Below are 16,918 nucleotides of genomic sequence, written 5' to 3' on the forward strand. Positions count from 1 at the left end.
CTCCCCGATCCTTACGGAGCCGTCGCCATGGGGCACTACAAGTCGAATCTCCGCGACATCGAGTTCAACCTCTTCGAGGTCCTCGGGCGCGACAAGCTGTACGGCACCGGCCCGTTCGCGGAGATGGACGTCGAGACCGCCAAGAGCATCCTCGACGAGATCGCCCGCCTCGCGGAGAACGACCTCGCCGAGTCCTTCGAGGACGCCGACCGCAACCCGCCGGTGTTCGACCCCGAGACCAACACCGCGCCGGTCCCGGCGTCCTTCAAGAAGAGCTACCAGGCCTTCATGGACTCGGAGTACTGGCGCCTCGGCCTCCCCGAGGAGATCGGCGGCACCACCTCGCCCCGCTCCCTGATCTGGGCCTACGCCGAGCTGCTGCTGGGCTCCAACCCCGCGATATGGATGTACTCCTCGGGTCCCGCCTTCGCCGGGATCCTCTTCACCGAGGGCAACGAGGCGCAGAAGAAGGTCGCGCAGATCGCCGTCGAGAAGCAGTGGGGCTCCACCATGGTCCTCACCGAGCCGGACGCCGGCTCGGACGTGGGCGCCGGCCGCACCAAGGCCGTGCAGCAGGAGGACGGCTCCTGGCACATCGAGGGCGTGAAGCGCTTCATCACGTCCGGTGAGCACGACATGTCGGAGAACATCTTCCACTACGTGCTGGCCCGCCCCGAGGGCCACGGCCCCGGCACCAAGGGCCTGTCCCTCTTCCTCGTGCCGAAGTTCCACTTCGACTGGGAGACCGGCGAGCTCGGCGAGCGCAACGGCGTCTACGCGACGAACGTCGAGCACAAGATGGGCCTCAAGGCCTCCAACACCTGCGAGATGACCTTCGGCGACCAGCACCCCGCCAAGGGCTGGCTGATCGGCGACAAGCACGACGGCATCCGCCAGATGTTCATGATCATCGAGTTCGCCCGGATGATGGTCGGCACGAAGGCGATCTCCACCCTGTCGACGGGCTACCTGAACGCGCTGGAGTACGCCAAGGAGCGCGTCCAGGGCTCGGACCTGTCGCAGTTCATGGACAAGTCCGCGCCCAAGGTCACCATCACCCACCACCCCGACGTGCGCCGCTCGCTCATGACGCAGAAGGCGTACGCGGAGGGCATGCGGACCCTCGTCCTCTACACCGCCGCGGTGCAGGACGAGATCGCGGTCAAGGAGGCCTCGGGCGAGGACGCCAAGACCCTGCACGGCCTGAACGACCTGCTGCTGCCGATCGTGAAGGGCTACGGCTCCGAGAAGGCTTACGAGCAGCTCGCCCAGTCGCTGCAGACCTTCGGCGGCTCCGGGTACCTGCAGGAGTACCCGATCGAGCAGTACATCCGCGACGCCAAGATCGACACCCTCTACGAGGGCACGACCGCGATCCAGGGCCAGGACTTCTTCTTCCGGAAGATCGTCCGCGACCAGGGCGCCTCGCTGAACCTGCTGGCCGAGGAGATCAAGAAGTTCCTCGCCGTCGGCACCGGCGGCGACGAGCTGGCCGGCGCCCGTGACGCGCTCGCCAAGGCCGCCGTCGACCTGGAGGCGATCGTCGGCCGCATGCTGACCGACCTCACCGCCACCGGCGAGGACGTCAAGAACATCTACAAGGTCGGCCTCAACACCACCCGCCTGCTGATGGCCTCCGGCGACGTCGTCGTCGGCTACCTGCTGCTGCGCGGCGCGGCCGTGGCCGCCGAGGCACTGGAGACCGCCTCGGCCAAGGACAAGGCCTTCTACCAGGGCAAGATCGCGGCCGCGAAGTTCTTCGCCGCCAACGTCCTGCCGGGCGTCTCGCTCGCCCGCGAGATCGCCGAGGGTGTCGACAACGAGCTCATGGAGCTGGACGAGGCGGCGTTCTAGAACCGCCGTCAGGTCCGCACCCGAGCAGCGCTCGGTCCGGGGGCCCGCTTCCCTTCCTGGGAGCGGGCCCCCGGCCGTCGTTAAGGTGAACACCATGAGCAGCAGCGCACCCTCCCGCGTCGACCGCTTCGACCGCGCACACACCGAGGACCTGATGTCCTTCCTGGCGGCCAGCCCGTCGCCGTACCACGCCGTGGCGAACGCCGCCGAGCGCCTGGAGAAGGCCGGCTTCCGGCAGGTCGCGGAGACCGACGCCTGGGACGGCGGAACCGGCGGAAAGTACGTGCTGCGGGGCGGCGCGATCATCGCCTGGTACGTGCCGGAGGGCGCGACGCCACACACACCCTTCCGGATCGTCGGCGCACACACGGACTCGCCGAACCTGCGGGTGAAGCCTCAGCCCGACATGGGCGCGCACGGCTGGCGCCAGGTGGCCGTCGAGATCTACGGCGGGCCGCTGCTCAACTCCTGGCTCGACCGCGACCTGGGCCTGGCCGGCCGGCTCTCCCTGCGGGACGGCACGACCCGGCTGGTCAACATCGACCGCCCGCTGCTGCGCGTTCCCCAGCTGGCCATCCACATGGACCGCTCGATCTACGAGAAGGGGCTGCAGCTCGACAAGCAGAAGCACATGCAGCCCATCTGGGGCCTCGGCAACACCGTCGGCGAGCGCGACCTGATCTCCTTCCTGGAGGAGGAAACCGGCCTGACCGCCGGGGACGTCACCGGCTGGGACCTGATGACCCACGCGCTGGAGGCGCCCGCGTTCCTCGGGCGCGACCGCGAACTCGTGGCCGGGCCGCGGATGGACAACCTGCTGTCCGTGCACGCGGGAACGGCCGCGCTCGCCGCCGTGTCCCGCCGGGCGGACCTGCCGTACATCCCGGTCCTCGCCGCCTTCGACCACGAGGAGAACGGCTCCCAGGCGGACACCGGCGCCGACGGCCCGCTGCTCGGATCGGTGCTGGAGCGCTCGGTGTTCGCGCGCGGCGGTACGTACGAGGACCGGGCGCGCGCCTTCGCGGGCACGATCTGTCTCTCGTCCGACACCGGGCACGCCGTCCACCCCAACTACGCCGAGCGGCACGACCCGACGCACCACCCTCGCGCGGGCGGCGGCCCCATCCTGAAGGTCAACGTGAACCAGCGGTACGCGACGGACGGCAGCGGCCGGGCCGTGTTCGCCGCCGCGTGCGAGCGTGCCGGGGTGGAGTGGCAGACGTTCGTCTCCAACAACGCGATGCCGTGCGGGACGACGATCGGCCCGATCACCGCCGCCCGGCACGGGATCCGGACCGTCGACATCGGCGTGGCCATCCTGTCGATGCACAGCGCCCGCGAGCTGTGCGGCGCGAAGGACCCGTATCTGCTGGCCAACGCGCTGGTGGCCTTCCTGGAGGGATGAACCCGGGGGAGCCCGAAGGGGTGCTCCCCGGGGGTGCGCCCCGAGGTGAACCCGCCGTCGTGGCATGGCTGTTCCGGACCGGGGTACCCGGAGAAGCCAACTGCTTTCAGGAGGCGGACATCATGGGCCTGGGAGGCTGCATTCTGCTGATCGGCGCGGGAGCCATTCTCACCTTCGCGACCGACTGGCAGACCGAGAGCGTCAACCTCGACCTGGTCGGGCTGATCATGATGGCGGTGGGCGTCATCGGCGTCGCCACCTTCACGAGCATCGCCAGGCGGCGGCGCGCGGTCGTCCCGCCGGTCGCGCCGACGTACGTGGACGAGGGGGGCACGCCCGGACACCGCCACTGACCACGGCCGACGGCAACATCCGCGAAACCCCCCGCCTGACACCGTGTCCGGCATGGTTCTGCTGGGACAGCAGACGGGTCTCGTACGTCATCGGGGCCCGTCACGCAGGAAGTTGACCGTCACGCTCGCCGCGATCGTGGTACTGGCCGGCGCGCTCACCGCCGTACTCGTCAGGCAGTACAACGACCGTCCGCCCTGGGGCGACGACATCGCCTACGAGGGCGGATACCTGCTCGCCACACGCATCCGGCAGGCCGACGTGTCGGGGGAGCGGACGAAGGAACTGCTGAGCGGCGGCTGCGCGCGGATGCTGGCCGAGGGATTCGGCGGCCGCAGGGCCACCCACAACAAGGGGTTGTGGGTGGCCGGTTGCCTCGACGGCGCGACGGGACACCAGTCGGCGAAGCAGGGACTGTTCCACTGACGCCGGTGTCCTGCGCCAGGTGGGCCCGGCACCGCCCCGTGGGCCCGGCAAGGCCCGGCACCGCCCGGTGGGCCCGGCACCCGGTCGCCCTCGGCCGAACGCCTCCCCGCACCTACCCGTCCATGCCCGCGAGCACCAACGGCAGCCTCGCCGACCCGCCTTCCGTCACCCGGACCGGAACACCCCAGTCCTGCTGGTGCACATGGCAGGCCGGGTACTCGTTCGCAGGATCGTCGTCGCACGACGCGGCCATCGCCGAGACGTGCAGCACGCCCTCCGTCACCGCCGGGTCGAGCTCCAGCTCGCGGAACAGATCCGTACCCGCGCCCTCACCGCCCGCCAGCAGCTCCGGCGGCGTCGAGGAGACGAGCAGCCGGGTCGAAGGCCCGTAGCGGGTGTCGAGCTTCTGCCCCACGGGAGCCTGGAAGATCACGTCGAGCCGCAGCGTCCCGGGCGCCACCTCGGTCGCGGCGCGCTGCGTACGGTGCGCGACGGCCTCGACCCGTACCGCCTCCTCGGGCAGCCGCAGCCGGGTGAGCCGGTGCCGGGCCGACTCGACGACGACGATCTCGTCCCCGTCCAGCACGGCGTCGGACGGCTCGCGCAGATCCGTGGCGAGGGTCGTCACCTGACCCGTCGCCGGGTCGTAGCGACGCAGCGCGTGGTTGTACGTGTCGGACACGGCCACCGAGCCGTCCGGCAGCGCGGTCACGCCCAACGGGTGCTGGAGCAGGGCCTGTCCGGCGTCCCCGTCCCGGTGCCCGAAGTCGAACAGACCCGTGCCGACAGCGCTGTGGACGACGCCGTCCGTGTCGATCCAGCGCAGCGCGGACGTCTCCGAGTCGGCGATCCACAGCCGGTCCTCGGTGGCGGCGAGCCCGGACGGCTGCGCGAACCACGCCTCAGCGGCCGGCCCGTCGACGAGCCCCTCGTTGGTCGTCCCGGCGGCCACCTCGACCGTCCCGCTCTCCGGGTCGTACGTCCACAGCTGGTGGACCCCGGCCATCGCGATCCAGACCCTGCCCTGCCACCAGGCCACATCCCACGGCGACGACAGATCCACCTCCAGCGCGGGCCCCGACGCCGGCGACCCCTGCCACCACTGCCGCCCGGTCCCGGCGACCCGCTCGACCGCGCCGGTCGCCGGATCGTACGTACGCAGCGCGTGGTTGACGGTGTCGGCGACGATCACCCGTCCGTCCGGCAGCAGCGCGAGCCCCTGCGGCTCCCGGAACTCCCCGTCACCGACCCGCCGCACGACGCTCTCGCCGTCGGCCGCCAGCTCGACCAGCTGGTGCCGGGTCGAGTCCGAGACCAGGAAGTGCCCGGACGGCAGCCGCAGCGCCTTCCCGGGGAAGCGCAGATCCGTCGCGACCGGCTCCGGCGGTACGTACGGCCCGTCCCCGCGCCGCAGCGTCCCCTTCGCCTCGTGCTCGGCCTCCAGCTCCGCCACGAGCCGCCCGATGGCGTGCGCGTGTCCCTCCCCCGCGTGCTGCGCCACGACGTACCCCTCGGGGTCGATCACCACGAGCGTCGGCCAGGCCCGTACCGCGTACTGCTTCCACGTGGCGAGCTCGGGGTCGTCGAGGACGGGGTGGTGCACCTCGTACCGCTCGACGGCGTCGACGACGGCCCGGTGCTCGGCCTCGTGCACGAACTTCGGCGAGTGGACACCGATGATCACCATCGTGTCGCGGTGCTTCTCCTCCAGCTCCCGCAGCTCGTCCAGGACGTGCAGACAATTAATGCAACAAAACGTCCAGAAATCTACGACAACGCACTTACCTCGCAGGTCAGCGAGGGTGAGCTCTTTGCCTCCGGTGTTCAGCCAGCCACCCTTGCCGATCAGCTCGGGGGCACGGACACGGGCACGGCGGCGGGGCGCGGGGGCGGGGGTGGGCGCCGAGGCAGCATCGTTCATCCTTCAAGCTTGCCATCCTGATATGAAGGTCGGATCACACGCGTACGGCATGGCTCCAGGGGGCGGGATGGCTACTGACGGGCACGGAACGGATGCAGGGGGGCTAGCGGAGCCGGTGCACGGGTTCATGGCGCTGCCGCGGCGCACGGAGCGCCGGGAGGACGTCTACGAGACGTGCCTGGAGAACGTGGTCCGCAGCCTGGGACTCGATGTCCCTCTTGAGGTGGAGCGCGAAGACCTTTGGACCTGGGGACACGTCGTACGGGCGGCGATTCGTGACGCCTGCCGACGGGGCATCGTCCTTTCCGATGAGTCCCTCGACGTACTGCTCAGGGCTGCCGTCCACGAGCCCGACCTGAGCTTCAACCGCTGGTTCGTCGAGCCGGCCCTGAACGCGTTCGGGCACAGGCGCGTCCAGATCGCGCTGCTCGGGTACCTGCGAACGGGCACAGACCTTGAGCGGGCGGGCGCCGCGCGGGCTTGGTACTGGTCAGCTCTACCCCTGCGGATGCCTGTCGTGCGGGCGAAGAACGGCCGAGCCACCGGCCAGGCGGATACCGATGACGGCTCGGCCGTGGTCGCCGAGTGGAACGAGGCCGCTCTGCGCGAGTTCGTGAGCAACGAGCACGTGGACGTCCGGCGCTGCATCCTGCCGGGGCTGTCGCTCCGGAAATCCGTCTACCCGCCGGAGCTGCACGACTTGGTGGACGCGGCGGTCGCGACAGCCCGGTCTCATCCGGACGAGTACATCCGCCACCGCGTGGAACACCAGGTCGGCGACTGACACCCTCACTTGAGACGCTCGACCACGGCGACTTCCGAGAACTCCCGCAGGAAGGCCATGTGGCCCGTCCGACCGGTGTGCTGGATGCACATGTCGGTGCACACGTCCGCGTTCCCGGTCGGCGCGGCAGTCCACCGGCAGTCCGGGTTCAGGCACCGCGCCGTGGCCGTCGTCTCCGCCGAGGGGTGGCGGTGCATGACGTAGCTGACGTACCGGAGCACAGCTCTCACGGTCATGCCGCTCCCCCGGGGTGCGGGTGGTTCCGAAGCTCCACGTTGCAATCACTGGCCGTGGAATGGTCGCCCCGACGACGGGCTTCCCGGCGCTGTACGGCCAGGGCAGCGCATACCCCGCAGCCGTCCGCCGGTACGGGGTCCGGGTCTGTTCGCAACGGCTTCTCTACCGAGGGTTGCGCGTACGTGATCGTCTTCACGGCCCCGCTCCTCGCGTCGTCCGTGTATCGACCACGCTAGGAATGGCGGAGCTGCAACTACCAGGAGATTGCATGAGGTTGCACGGTCATCACCTGAGCGTCTGAATGGCGCTGGTGATCAGCGCGCGGGCCTTCGCCCCATGGACGGCCATGTCGGCCAGTTCGGTGAAGGTGTCCGCGTATGCGGCAACCTCGCTCGGTTGGGTCAACGTGAGGTAGCCGGAGATCAACTCCACGTTGACCTGTCCCCTGTCGAAGATCCAGCAGCCTTCCACCGGCATCCGGGACCGGTCGGTCCGCGTGGGCACCACGCCCAGGCTGACGCTGGGCAGGGAGCCGACCGTGAGGAGGTGGCTGAGCTGTTCCTCCTGCACGTCCGGCCCGCCGAGACCGTTACGCAAGACCGACTCCTCGACCAGGAACGCGAACCGGCGGTCGCCCTCGTAGAGGACGCGCTGACGTTCCATGCGCACGGCGACGGCATCGGCCACGTCATCGACCTCGACCCGTCTCCGCTGAACCGCACGCAAAACGGCTTCCGTGTAGCCGTAGGTCTGGATCAGCCCCGGAACGAACCACGAGGAGTAGGCGCGGAACCGGCGGGTTCGCTCGAAGAGCGGCAGACGGGCTTCCTGTGCGTGCCTGAGCCCGGCGCGCTCCATGCGTCGCCATAAGAGGTAACCGCGCGAGAGCGTCACTTCGTCACTTCGTCACGCGTGTCCGCTGCAGAAAGCTGGAGGGGTTACCCCCGGTCCTCAGGCGGCGCTGTCGATTCCCAGCTTCGCCCAATGGATCTTGATGCGTTGCTCAGGGATGATCCGCTGTCCGCGCACTCCCTTGGTCACTTCAACCCGGTCTATGGCGAGTGACAAGCGGCCGCGCCGATCTTCGTTCGTCGCCTCAGCCCACGCCTCACGCAGGATGAGGCCGTCAAGCATCGGTGACACGTCCACGGAAGGCATGGGGAGCTTACGAAGATCAGTACCAAGCCCTTCGATGCGCCCCCTCAGGCGCTCTGCAAGCCGGTTGTAGCGCTCCACTGCTGCGGGGCCACTGAACTCACCGCGCACGTACCGCGCGTCCTCCAGATCGGCGAGGCGGGCTTCCTCATCCTGGATCTCAGCAGTAAGCGCATCACGTTTCGCGAAGGTCTCCGGGTCCACGCGGTGCACCCAGCGGTCCGCGATCGCGACAAGCAACGGGTCGTCCGGTTCAAGCGCTGGGAGCTTCGTGAGGAACTGTTCCGTCACGTACTGGTCAACCGCTTCAGCCAGCGCCGACGCTCCGATGCACTGGTTGCCCGCGCGGCGAGCCATGCACTGATAGCTGCCGCCCACACGGTGCATCCGGCGACCGCAGCCAGGAACCGCGCAGTAGACGAGTCCCGTGAGCAGCGCCGTCCCCTCGGGCTTCGGCCGCCGCTTTCCTGCGTGCACGAACGTCCTGGATTCCAGGGTGCGGATGATCTGTTCACGCTCTCCGACCGTGATGATCCCCTCGCCGATCTCGACGGTGTCCAGAGTCTCGGGATCGCGGTACGGGAAGACCCTGCCCGTGTACTTCCGCTCGCCGTCGTCCGTCTCGACGGTCTCGGTCTCCGGCATCAAGCCGGCGAGCGCAGGAGAGCGCAAGAGCTGCATGATGCTGGCCGCGTTCCACTGCCCGCCCCTGGGCGAGAGGATCTCGTACTCGTTGAGGAGTCGGGCGATCTTGACCAACGACGTTCCGGCGAGCGCTTCATCCGCGATCAGCCGGGCGTAGACGGCGTGCTCCGGGTCGTGGACGAGCTTCTTGGTCTGCGGGTCGATGAGTAGCCCGTACGGAGGCTGTCCGCCGATCCACTGGCCCTTGCTGCGTAGGTAGCGCTTGGCATGGCCGACGCGTGTGCCGAGATTCTTCGACTCGGACCGGGCGAGTTCGGCGAGCATCGCCACGACCATGCGCGCCGAGTCGTTCGAGGTGTCGAGACCGTCCACGACCGAGACGAGACGGCCGCCGGCCTTCTCGATGTCGTCCAGCACCTTGCCGACCTGGCCGATGCCCTTGCGGGACAGGCGGTCCAGTTTCCAGACGATCAGCGTGCCCACGACGCCCGCTGTGACGGCCGCCAGCGCGGCGTCGAAGCCCTTGCGCTCAACGGTCTTGTAGCCGGAGCGCCCTCTGTCTATGTGGACCTTGCGGACGGTCAGTCCGCTGCGTTCGGCCCAGGCACGGCAGTCGGCTTCCTGCCGTTCAATTGCGGTCTTGCCGTCCCGGTCAAGAGACAGGCGGAGATACAGGTCACAGATCGTGTCTTGGTGCACACACTCAGCGTGGCGAGTAGTTCGGTGGTTCGTTGTCGATTTTCAGAAGTCGAGCACGACGATCCGTCCCCGAAGGCAGGCGAGAGTCAGCTCCTTGCCGCCCGTGTTCAGCCAGCCACCTTTGCCGATCAGCTCGGGGGCACGGACACGGGCACGGCGGCGGGGCGCGGGGGCGGCATCGTTCATGCTTCAAGCTTGCCATCCGGGATGGCGATCACACTCCCGGGTGAGCCCGCTCCCCAGCGCGACGACGGGTGAGCGGTGCTGTGGGGCCGTGAGCACAGACGTCGAAGGAAGGGAGTGCTCCCGATGGCCACCGCGCCCGAGCATTCGGAGGGCATCGATCCTGAGCGCGCCTTGAAATACGCCATCCAGCGAATCAGGGGCGACCGCGCCGAGATCATCGACTCCGTGACACCGACCTGGGATCACGAGAACGCGACTGAGGAAATCCGGGACCAGATCAAGCCCCGGGCCAAGGAACCGGGATACGTCACAGGGTCCGGCAATCTTGATCTCCCCAGCTCACCGAACTGGTACGTGCCGGACATCGCAGTGGTACCCAAGCAGATCGCCAAGGGCGGACACGCTCTTCAGCCCGCCGAGACGATCCTGATCGTCGAGGTCTCCTCGGAGTCCGACGCCGAGACCGACCGCGTCATCAAGCGCAAGCGGTACGCCGAGTACGGGGCACCCCTTTACCTCCTGGTCGACCGCGTCGAGCAGAGCATCACCCTCTTCGCCGAGCCCAGCCGTCTCGGCTACACCCACGTCGACGGCCCGCATCCGTTCGGGACCTCGCTGCACCTCCCGGCCCCGTTCGACCTCGACCTCGACACCAGCGGCCTCTGAGGCACCGGAGCGGAGTCAGCGAAGCGGCGGCGCGAGTCCCAGGCGGCGGTCCTTGAGGGCCGGGAACTGCTCGCGCGTCAGGGCCGGCTTCGCCGGGTCGAGGTCGACCGTGAGGATCTCCTCCGCCGCGCCCGCCTCCGCGAGGACCTCGCCCCAGGGGTCGACGACGATGCTGTGGCCCGCCTGCTCGACGCCCGCGTGGGTGCCGGCGGTGCCGCAGGCGAGGACGTACGCCTGGTTCTCGACCGCGCGGGCCCGGGCCAGCAGGGTCCAGTGCGCGCGGCGGCGCTCCGGCCAGCCCGCGGGAACGACGAGGGCTTCCGCACCGGCGTCGACCAGCCCGCGGAAGAGTTCGGGGAAGCGCAGGTCGTAGCAGGTGGCGAGGCCCAGCGTAGTGCCGGGAAGCCGTACCGTCACCAGGTCCTCGCCGGCGGCCATCATCACCGCCTCGCCCTTGTCGAAGCCGAAGCGGTGGATCTTCCGGTAGACGCTGACGAGGCGTCCGTCGGGGGAGTAGACGAGCGAGGTGTTGTAGAGGCGGCCCTCGTGGCCGCGCTCGACGACGGAGCCCGCGTGCAGCCAGACGCCCGCGTCGCTCGCGGCCTTGGCCATGGCGTCGTGCGTGGGGCCGTCCAGCGGTTCGGCCTCCGCCTCGAACGACTCGTACGCGAAGGCTCCGACGGGCCACAGTTCGGGAAGGACGACCAGGTCGGCGCCGCGCTGTTCGCGTACGAGAGCAGCCACTCGCTGCCGACGGGAATCGATGGATTCGTCCCGGTCTACTGCGATCTGGATGAGTGAGGCGCGCACACTACCACCGTCCTGGCATTCGAGCCGTCAACACGGGCCTACGATCGTCACACGAAAGCACTGCCGGGGTGCCCAAGGGCAGCGTACTGTTCTCTCCCGGGGGTCACCCCCAGGACCCCCGGCAGCTGCCCAGCTCCCAGCCCGCGCACAACCGCCGAGGGGTTCCGTGACCGTCCATCCCAGTCTCCAGACCTACGCCGACGCCTGGACCCACTCCATCGAAGCGATAGCCGAGCTGGTGCAGCCACTCGCCGAGGGAGAGTGGAACCGAGCAACGCCGTGCCCCGGGTGGTCGGTGCGCGACATCGTGTCGCACGTCATCGGCATGGAGTGCGAGATGCTCGGTGACCCCCGGCCGATCCATACGCTGCCGCGCGATCTCTACCACGTGCGCGATGAGTTCTCGCGCTACATGGAGATGCAGGTCGATGTGCGCCGCCACCACACGGCGCCGGAGATGACCTCCGAGCTCGAGTACACGATCATCCGGCGGAACCGGCAGCTGCGGAACGAGAGCCGTACACCCGACACCAAGGTCCGTGCCCCGCTCGGCGCCGAGCAGACGCTGGAACTGGCCTATCGGATGCGCGCGTTCGACGTCTGGCTGCACGAGCAGGACCTCCGCGTCGCGCTCGACAAGCCGGGCAACCTCGACTCCCCCGGAGCTCTCGTCACCCGTGACAACTTCCTCGCGATCCTGCCGAAGGTCGTCGCCAAGGACGCGGGCGCGCCCCCCGGTTCGGCCGTCGTCTTCGATGTGCACGGTCCGGTGGAGTTCCTGCGGACGGTCCGGGTGGACGCCGACGGACGCGGCTCGATAGACGGCGCGCCCTCGTTGGGCCCGGCTGCGACGCTGGCGCTGGACTGGGAGACGTACGTGCGTCTCGCGGCCGGCCGGGTGAGGCCCGCGGCCGTCGCCGGCCGGATCAAGGTCGAGGGCGACGCGGACCTGGCGGCGGCGATCCTGAAGTCGTTCACGGTCACGCCGTAGCGCGGGGCGGTGTGCGCCGCACGCGTGGGTCGCGCGGTGTGCACCGTCGCCATGGTCACGCGATGGCGCCGTGCGTGCCGGACGCGACGGGCGTGCCGGACGCGACGGGGCCGTTCGGGCGCCCGCGTACCTCACGCCGCCGGGACGTGCACCGCCTCCACGCGGCTCGCCACCAGCCGCTCGCGCTCCAGCCGCGCCGTGCGCGAGCGCAGCCGCAGGATCTGGACGACGCCCAGCGCCTCCAGGACGAAGACGCAGGAGAACGCGATCCGGTAGTTGTCGCCTGTCGCGTCCAGCAGCACGCCCACCGCCAGCAGCGTGGTCATGGAGGCGACGAAGCCGCCCATGTTCACGATGCCGGACGCCGTCCCCTGACGCTCCGGCGGATTGGCCGGCCGTGCGAAGTCGAAGCCGATCATCGAGGCCGGGCCGCAGGCGCCGAGGACGGCGCACAGCGTGATCAGCAGCCACATGGGGGCCTGGTCGCCCGGGTACACCAGGGTGGTGCCCCATACGGTGGCCGTCGCCGCGACCGTGCCGAGGGCGAGCGGCGCCCGCGCGGCATGGTGCCGGGCGATGACCTGCCCGTAGACGAGGCCCACCATCATGTTGGACACCACCACGAGGGTGAGCAGCCCGCCCGCGGTCTCCCGGGACAGCCCCTGGGCCTCGACGAGGAACGGCAGGCCCCACAGCAGCAGGAACACCATGGCCGGGAACTGGGTGGTGAAGTGCACCCACATACCGAGCCGGGTGCCGGGCTCGCGCCAGGACCGGGCGATCTGCCGGCGGACGTAAGCGGCTCCGGCGTGCTCGGCGGGCGCCGGTTCATGGCCCTCGGGATGGTCCTTGAGGAAGAGCACGAGCAGCACCAGGACGAGGACTCCGGCCGCCGCGCTGCCGGCGAACGTCGCGGTCCAGCCGACGCCGTGCAGCAGCCGGGAGATGAAGATCGTCGACACGAGGTTGCCCGCCATGCCGAAGAGCGCGGCGATCTGGGCGATGAACGGCCCGCGCCGGGCCGGGAACCAGCGTGAGCCGAGCCGCAGCACGCTGATGAAGGTCATCGCGTCGCCGCAGCCGAGCAGTGCACGCGACGCGAGGGCCATGCCGTACGAGGGCGAGAGCGCGAAGCCGAGCTGTCCCGCGGTGAACAGGACGACTCCGAGGGTGAGGACCTTCTTGGTGCCGAGCCGGTCGACCATCAGGCCGACGGGTATCTGCATGCCCGCGTAGACGAGCAGCTGGAGTATGGAGAACGTCGAGAGCGCGGAGGCGTTGACGTCGAAGCGGTCGGCGGCGTCGAGCCCGGCGACCCCCAGGGAGGTACGGAAGATGACGGCGACGAAGTAGACGGCGACGCCGATGCCCCAGACGAGGAAGGCCCGGCGGCCGCCCGGAGGATCACCGGGCAGTGAGACGGACGGCGAGCTCATCGCTCCTCACCCCGGACCAGCACCTTGACCCAGCTCAGGTGCCGGCGCACACAGGCCGCGGCCCGCTCGGTGTCGCCGTCCCTGATGGCTTCCAGGATCTCGGCGTGCTCCGTGACGTTCTTGGCGATCCGGTCGGGGTGCGAGTGCATCACGGCGACGCCCATCCGCAGCTGGCGGTCGCGCAGCTGGTCGTAGAGGCGGGAGAGGATCTCGTTGCCGGCGTGGCGGACGATCTCCGCGTGGAAGCTGCGGTCGGTGATGGCGACCTCGGCGAGGTCGCCGGACTCGGCGCGCCGCCTCTGCTCCTCCAGCAGCTCCTCCAGGCGCACGATCAGCCGGGGCGGTGCGGGTACGGCCCGGCGGACGGCGAACTCCTCGACCAGCAGGCGGGTTTCGACGACATCGGCGATCTCCTGCGCGGAGACGGCGAGGACGAGCGCGCCCTTCTTCGGATAGAGCTTGAGGAGCCCTTCCATCTCCAGCTTCAGGAGCGCCTCGCGCACGGGCGTCCGGGAGACGCCGACGGCCTCGGCGAGTTCGCCCTCGGTGAGGAGGGTGCCGCCCTCGTAGCGCCGGTCGAGCACGGCCTGCTTGATGTGGGCGTAGACACGGTCGGCGGCAGGGGGCTGTTTCACGGGAGCGGCGGGCATGCGCACAGCATAGATACAACAGGGGTGCATCAGGAGGCGCCGTCCACCATTCAGGACGCCGTCGGCCCGGCACCGGCCCGGCGCCGGCCCGATTGGGCACCGGAGGGGTCGGTGGGATACGTACGACACCCGTACAACCATTCACCTCACTCGCAGGTCTGGTGTCGGGACCCTTCTTTCTCAGTGGCCTCAATCGACTCTGAAAGCCATGGCTTTCGACGCATTCGCGATCATTCGGAGCGTTTCCTTTGAATAACAGCCGCAAGGGCTTGCGCCGCGCCGCCACCGTCGCTCTCGCGGGTGGTCTGCTGCTGACGGCCTCGCCCCTGGCCGCCCCCGCACAGGCGGCCACGCCGATCCCGTCCATCACCGCCAAGGGCGGGTTCCTGCTCGACCAGGCGGACGCCAAGCCGATATACGGCAAGGCCAACAACACGCGCCGCCAGATGGCGAGCACGACGAAGCTGGTGACGGCCATCACGGTCCTCACCCAGCCCGGCGTGGACCTCAACAAGAAGGTCACCGTCAAGCAGGTGTACCGGGACTACGTCACCAGGAACGGCGCGAGCACCGCGGACCTGCGCACCGGTGACAAGCTGACCGTCCGCCAGCTGCTGTCCGGCCTGATGCTGCCGTCCGGCTGCGACGCCGCGTACGCCCTCGCCGACACCTTCGGCACCGGCACCACGACCGCGGCCCGCACGAAGTCCTTCATCGGCAAGATGAACACGAAGGCCAAGCAGCTCGGGCTGGTCAACACCAAGTTCGACTCGTTCGACGGCATCTCGACGACGGGGAACAACTACACCACCCCGTGGGACCTGGCGAAGCTCGCCCGCCACGCGATGAGCAGCTCCGTCTTCCGCGAGGTCGTCAAGCCGACGTCGTACAAGGCGCCCGCGACGACCAGCACCGGCGGCACCCGCACCTACACCTGGTACAACACCAACAAGCTGCTGGGCTCCTACAACGGTGCCATCGGTGTGAAGACCGGCACCGGCACGTCGGCCGGCCCCTGCCTCGTCTTCGCGGCGACCCGCAACGGCAAGACGTACACCGGCGTCCTCCTGGCGTCGTCCAGCGGGGACGCGCGCTTCACGGACGCGGCGAAGCTGCTCGACTTCGGCTTCGCCTCCACCACCGCCCGCACGATGGAGCTGCGTTCGCTCCCGGCCGGCGCCCAGCGGGACTGATCACCGCACCTCTCGCAGACGGGAAAGGTCCCGGGACGCGGCGGCGTCCCGGGACCTTTCTCGTGTCCTCGTCCGGCGGTGCGGCAGCCCCTGGGGGCCGCCGTGTCCGGCCTAGGCCCAGGTGATGAGCCTCTTCGGCTGCTCCAGGATCGCGGCGACGTCCGCCAGGACCTTGGAGCCGAGCTCTCCGTCGACCAGTCGGTGGTCGAAGGACAGCGCCAGGGTGGTGACCTGACGGGGCTTGACCTTGCCCTTGTGGACCCACGGCTGGAGCTTGATCGCGCCGACGGCGAGGATCGCCGACTCGCCGGGGTTGAGGATCGGCGTACCGGTGTCGACGCCGAAGACGCCGACGTTGGTGATGGTGACCGTGCCGCCCTGCATGGCCGCGGGCGTCGTCTTCCCCTCACGGGCCGTGGCCACCAGCTCGCCGAGGGCCTCGGCGAGCTGCGGCAGGGTCTTGTCGTGCGCGTCCTTGATGTTCGGCACGATCAGACCGCGCGGAGTGGCGGCGGCGATGCCCAGGTTGACGTAGTGCTTGAGCACGATCTCCTGGTTCGCCTCGTCCCAGGCGGCGTTGACCTCCGGGTTCCGCCTGATCGCGACGAGCAGGGCCTTGGCGACGAGCAGCAGGGGGTTCACCCGCCGCCCGGCCATGTCCTTGTCGGACTTCAGCTCCTCGACCAGCCGCATCGTGCGCGTGACGTCGACCGTGACGAACTCGGTGACGTGCGGCGCGGTGAAGGCCGATCCGATCATCGCCTGAGCGGTGGCCTTCCGGACACCCTTGATCGGGACGCGGGTCTCGCGGGCGCCGGTCACCGGGGCGGGCGCCGCCACCGCCGCCGCCACGGGCTCGGGAGCCTGTACGGGAGCGGGGACCGCGGCCGGAGCCACCGCCGCGTGGACGTCCTCGCGGGTGATGATCCCGTCGGGCCCGCTGGGCACGACCATGGCGAGGTCCACGCCGAGGTCCTTGGCCAGCTTGCGCACCGGCGGCTTGGCGAGCGGCCGTGCGGTGGGAGCCGTGGGGGCCTCGGGCGCCGCGGTCCCGTGTCCGTTCAGCTCGGCCTGTACGGCGGCCTGGACCTGCGCGGCCTGGGCCTGCTCCGGCACCGAGCCGCCCTTGCGGGGACGGCGCTTGGTGGAGGACTCGGCCACGCCGTAGCCGACGAGCACCGGCTGGCGGCCCGCGGGCTTGGCCTCGGCCTCCGGCTCGGCGGCGGCGAGCGTGGGCTCGGTCGCCGCCGGCGGCGGCTCCTCGCCCGGTCCCGGCGCCACGTCGACGGCGATGATCGCGGTGCCGACGTCCACCGTCGTGCCCTCGTCGAAGCGCAGCTCGTGCACGACGCCGTCGTACGGAATCGGCAGCTCCACGGCCGCCTTCGCCGTCTCGACCTCGCACACGACCTGTCCGTCGGTCACGGTGTCGCCGGGCTGGACGTACCACTTGAGGATTTCGGCCTCGGTGAGACCCTCGCCCACGTCTGGCATCTTGAACTCACGGAT

General features: G+C 69.7%; 16 protein-coding genes and 1 pseudogene. 8 read left to right on the forward strand and 9 right to left on the reverse strand.

Features of this window, described 5'->3' with window-relative positions:
• The first annotated feature begins 27 nt into the window (after nt 1-27).
• From ACIQMR_RS06155 to ACIQMR_RS06170, 4 genes are all read left to right on the forward strand, one after another.
• Nucleotides 28-1,854, forward strand: a complete 1,827-nt coding sequence (locus ACIQMR_RS06155) for an acyl-CoA dehydrogenase (protein ID WP_401384088.1) — start codon at nt 28-30, stop codon at nt 1,852-1,854.
• 94 nt (nt 1,855-1,948) lie between these two features.
• A complete protein-coding gene (locus ACIQMR_RS06160; RefSeq protein WP_401383468.1) occupies nt 1,949-3,259 on the forward strand; it encodes a M18 family aminopeptidase in 1,311 nt (436 codons plus the stop codon).
• Between the two features lie 122 nt (nt 3,260-3,381).
• Nucleotides 3,382-3,612 carry a DUF6458 family protein gene (locus ACIQMR_RS06165; protein WP_401384091.1) on the forward strand — a complete coding sequence of 77 codons (231 nt, stop codon included), beginning with the start codon at nt 3,382-3,384 and terminating at the stop codon, nt 3,610-3,612.
• Between the two features lie 52 nt (nt 3,613-3,664).
• Nucleotides 3,665-4,036 (forward strand): hypothetical protein, encoded by a 372-nt coding sequence (locus ACIQMR_RS06170; protein ID WP_401383469.1) that lies wholly within the window; start codon nt 3,665-3,667, stop codon nt 4,034-4,036.
• A gap of 112 nt (nt 4,037-4,148) precedes the next feature.
• Here ACIQMR_RS06170 and ACIQMR_RS06175 read toward each other — a convergent pair whose 3' ends face one another.
• The gene (locus tag ACIQMR_RS06175) at nt 4,149-5,957 is read right to left on the reverse strand and encodes an NHL domain-containing thioredoxin family protein (RefSeq protein WP_401383472.1); all 1,809 of its coding nucleotides are present in this window, start codon (nt 5,955-5,957) and stop codon (nt 4,149-4,151) included.
• Nucleotides 5,958-6,084: 127 nt separating this feature from the next.
• On the opposite strand from ACIQMR_RS06175, the gene ACIQMR_RS06180 reads away from it, so the two are divergent.
• On the forward strand, nt 6,085-6,741 hold the full coding sequence (locus tag ACIQMR_RS06180) for a hypothetical protein (protein WP_401383475.1): 657 nt from the start codon (nt 6,085-6,087) through the stop codon (nt 6,739-6,741).
• Between the two features lie 5 nt (nt 6,742-6,746).
• Here the strand turns inward: ACIQMR_RS06180 and ACIQMR_RS06185 are convergent, their stop codons facing one another.
• The 4 genes and pseudogenes from ACIQMR_RS06185 to ACIQMR_RS06200 form a co-directional block, all read right to left on the reverse strand.
• Entirely contained in the window at nt 6,747-6,977 is a 231-nt protein-coding gene (locus ACIQMR_RS06185) for a hypothetical protein (RefSeq protein WP_401383477.1), read from the reverse strand.
• A 286-nt stretch (nt 6,978-7,263) separates the two neighbouring features.
• Nucleotides 7,264-7,854 (reverse strand): annotated as a pseudogene (locus tag ACIQMR_RS06190) (DUF5753 domain-containing protein); the annotation flags it as partial.
• A 75-nt stretch (nt 7,855-7,929) separates the two neighbouring features.
• Complete coding sequence (locus ACIQMR_RS06195; protein ID WP_401383479.1) at nt 7,930-9,477, reverse strand: recombinase family protein; 1,548 nt, start codon at nt 9,475-9,477, stop codon at nt 7,930-7,932.
• Nucleotides 9,478-9,519: 42 nt separating this feature from the next.
• A complete protein-coding gene (locus tag ACIQMR_RS06200) occupies nt 9,520-9,663 on the reverse strand; it encodes a hypothetical protein (protein WP_401384128.1) in 144 nt (47 codons plus the stop codon).
• Nucleotides 9,664-9,786: 123 nt separating this feature from the next.
• Between ACIQMR_RS06200 and ACIQMR_RS06205 the strand changes: the two genes are divergently transcribed.
• Nucleotides 9,787-10,329, forward strand: coding sequence for a Uma2 family endonuclease (locus tag ACIQMR_RS06205; RefSeq protein ID WP_401383481.1), 543 nt, complete (start codon nt 9,787-9,789; stop codon nt 10,327-10,329).
• Nucleotides 10,330-10,344: 15 nt separating this feature from the next.
• Here ACIQMR_RS06205 and ACIQMR_RS06210 read toward each other — a convergent pair whose 3' ends face one another.
• The gene (locus ACIQMR_RS06210; RefSeq protein WP_401383483.1) at nt 10,345-11,139 is read right to left on the reverse strand and encodes a carbon-nitrogen family hydrolase; all 795 of its coding nucleotides are present in this window, start codon (nt 11,137-11,139) and stop codon (nt 10,345-10,347) included.
• A 166-nt stretch (nt 11,140-11,305) separates the two neighbouring features.
• On the opposite strand from ACIQMR_RS06210, the gene ACIQMR_RS06215 reads away from it, so the two are divergent.
• Nucleotides 11,306-12,130, forward strand: a complete 825-nt coding sequence (locus ACIQMR_RS06215) for a maleylpyruvate isomerase family mycothiol-dependent enzyme (RefSeq protein ID WP_401383486.1) — start codon at nt 11,306-11,308, stop codon at nt 12,128-12,130.
• Nucleotides 12,131-12,261: 131 nt separating this feature from the next.
• On the opposite strand, the gene ACIQMR_RS06220 is transcribed toward ACIQMR_RS06215, so the two are convergent.
• Nucleotides 12,262-13,566, reverse strand: coding sequence for a nitrate/nitrite transporter (locus ACIQMR_RS06220; RefSeq protein ID WP_401383489.1), 1,305 nt, complete (start codon nt 13,564-13,566; stop codon nt 12,262-12,264).
• Entirely contained in the window at nt 13,563-14,216 is a 654-nt protein-coding gene (locus ACIQMR_RS06225; RefSeq protein WP_401383492.1) for a GntR family transcriptional regulator, read from the reverse strand. Before ACIQMR_RS06225 ends, ACIQMR_RS06220 begins: the two co-directional genes overlap by 4 nt.
• Nucleotides 14,217-14,485: 269 nt before the next feature.
• Between ACIQMR_RS06225 and ACIQMR_RS06230 the strand changes: the two genes are divergently transcribed.
• A complete protein-coding gene (locus ACIQMR_RS06230) occupies nt 14,486-15,409 on the forward strand; it encodes a D-alanyl-D-alanine carboxypeptidase family protein (RefSeq protein ID WP_401384094.1) in 924 nt (307 codons plus the stop codon).
• A gap of 111 nt (nt 15,410-15,520) precedes the next feature.
• On the opposite strand, the gene ACIQMR_RS06235 is transcribed toward ACIQMR_RS06230, so the two are convergent.
• Entirely contained in the window at nt 15,521-16,903 is a 1,383-nt protein-coding gene (locus ACIQMR_RS06235) for a dihydrolipoamide acetyltransferase family protein (protein WP_401384096.1), read from the reverse strand.
• Nucleotides 16,904-16,918: the final 15 nt, after the last annotated feature.

It is taken from the genome of Streptomyces sp. NPDC091376, assembly GCF_044757085.1.
GTDB lineage: Bacteria > Actinomycetota > Actinomycetes > Streptomycetales > Streptomycetaceae > Streptomyces > Streptomyces pratisoli.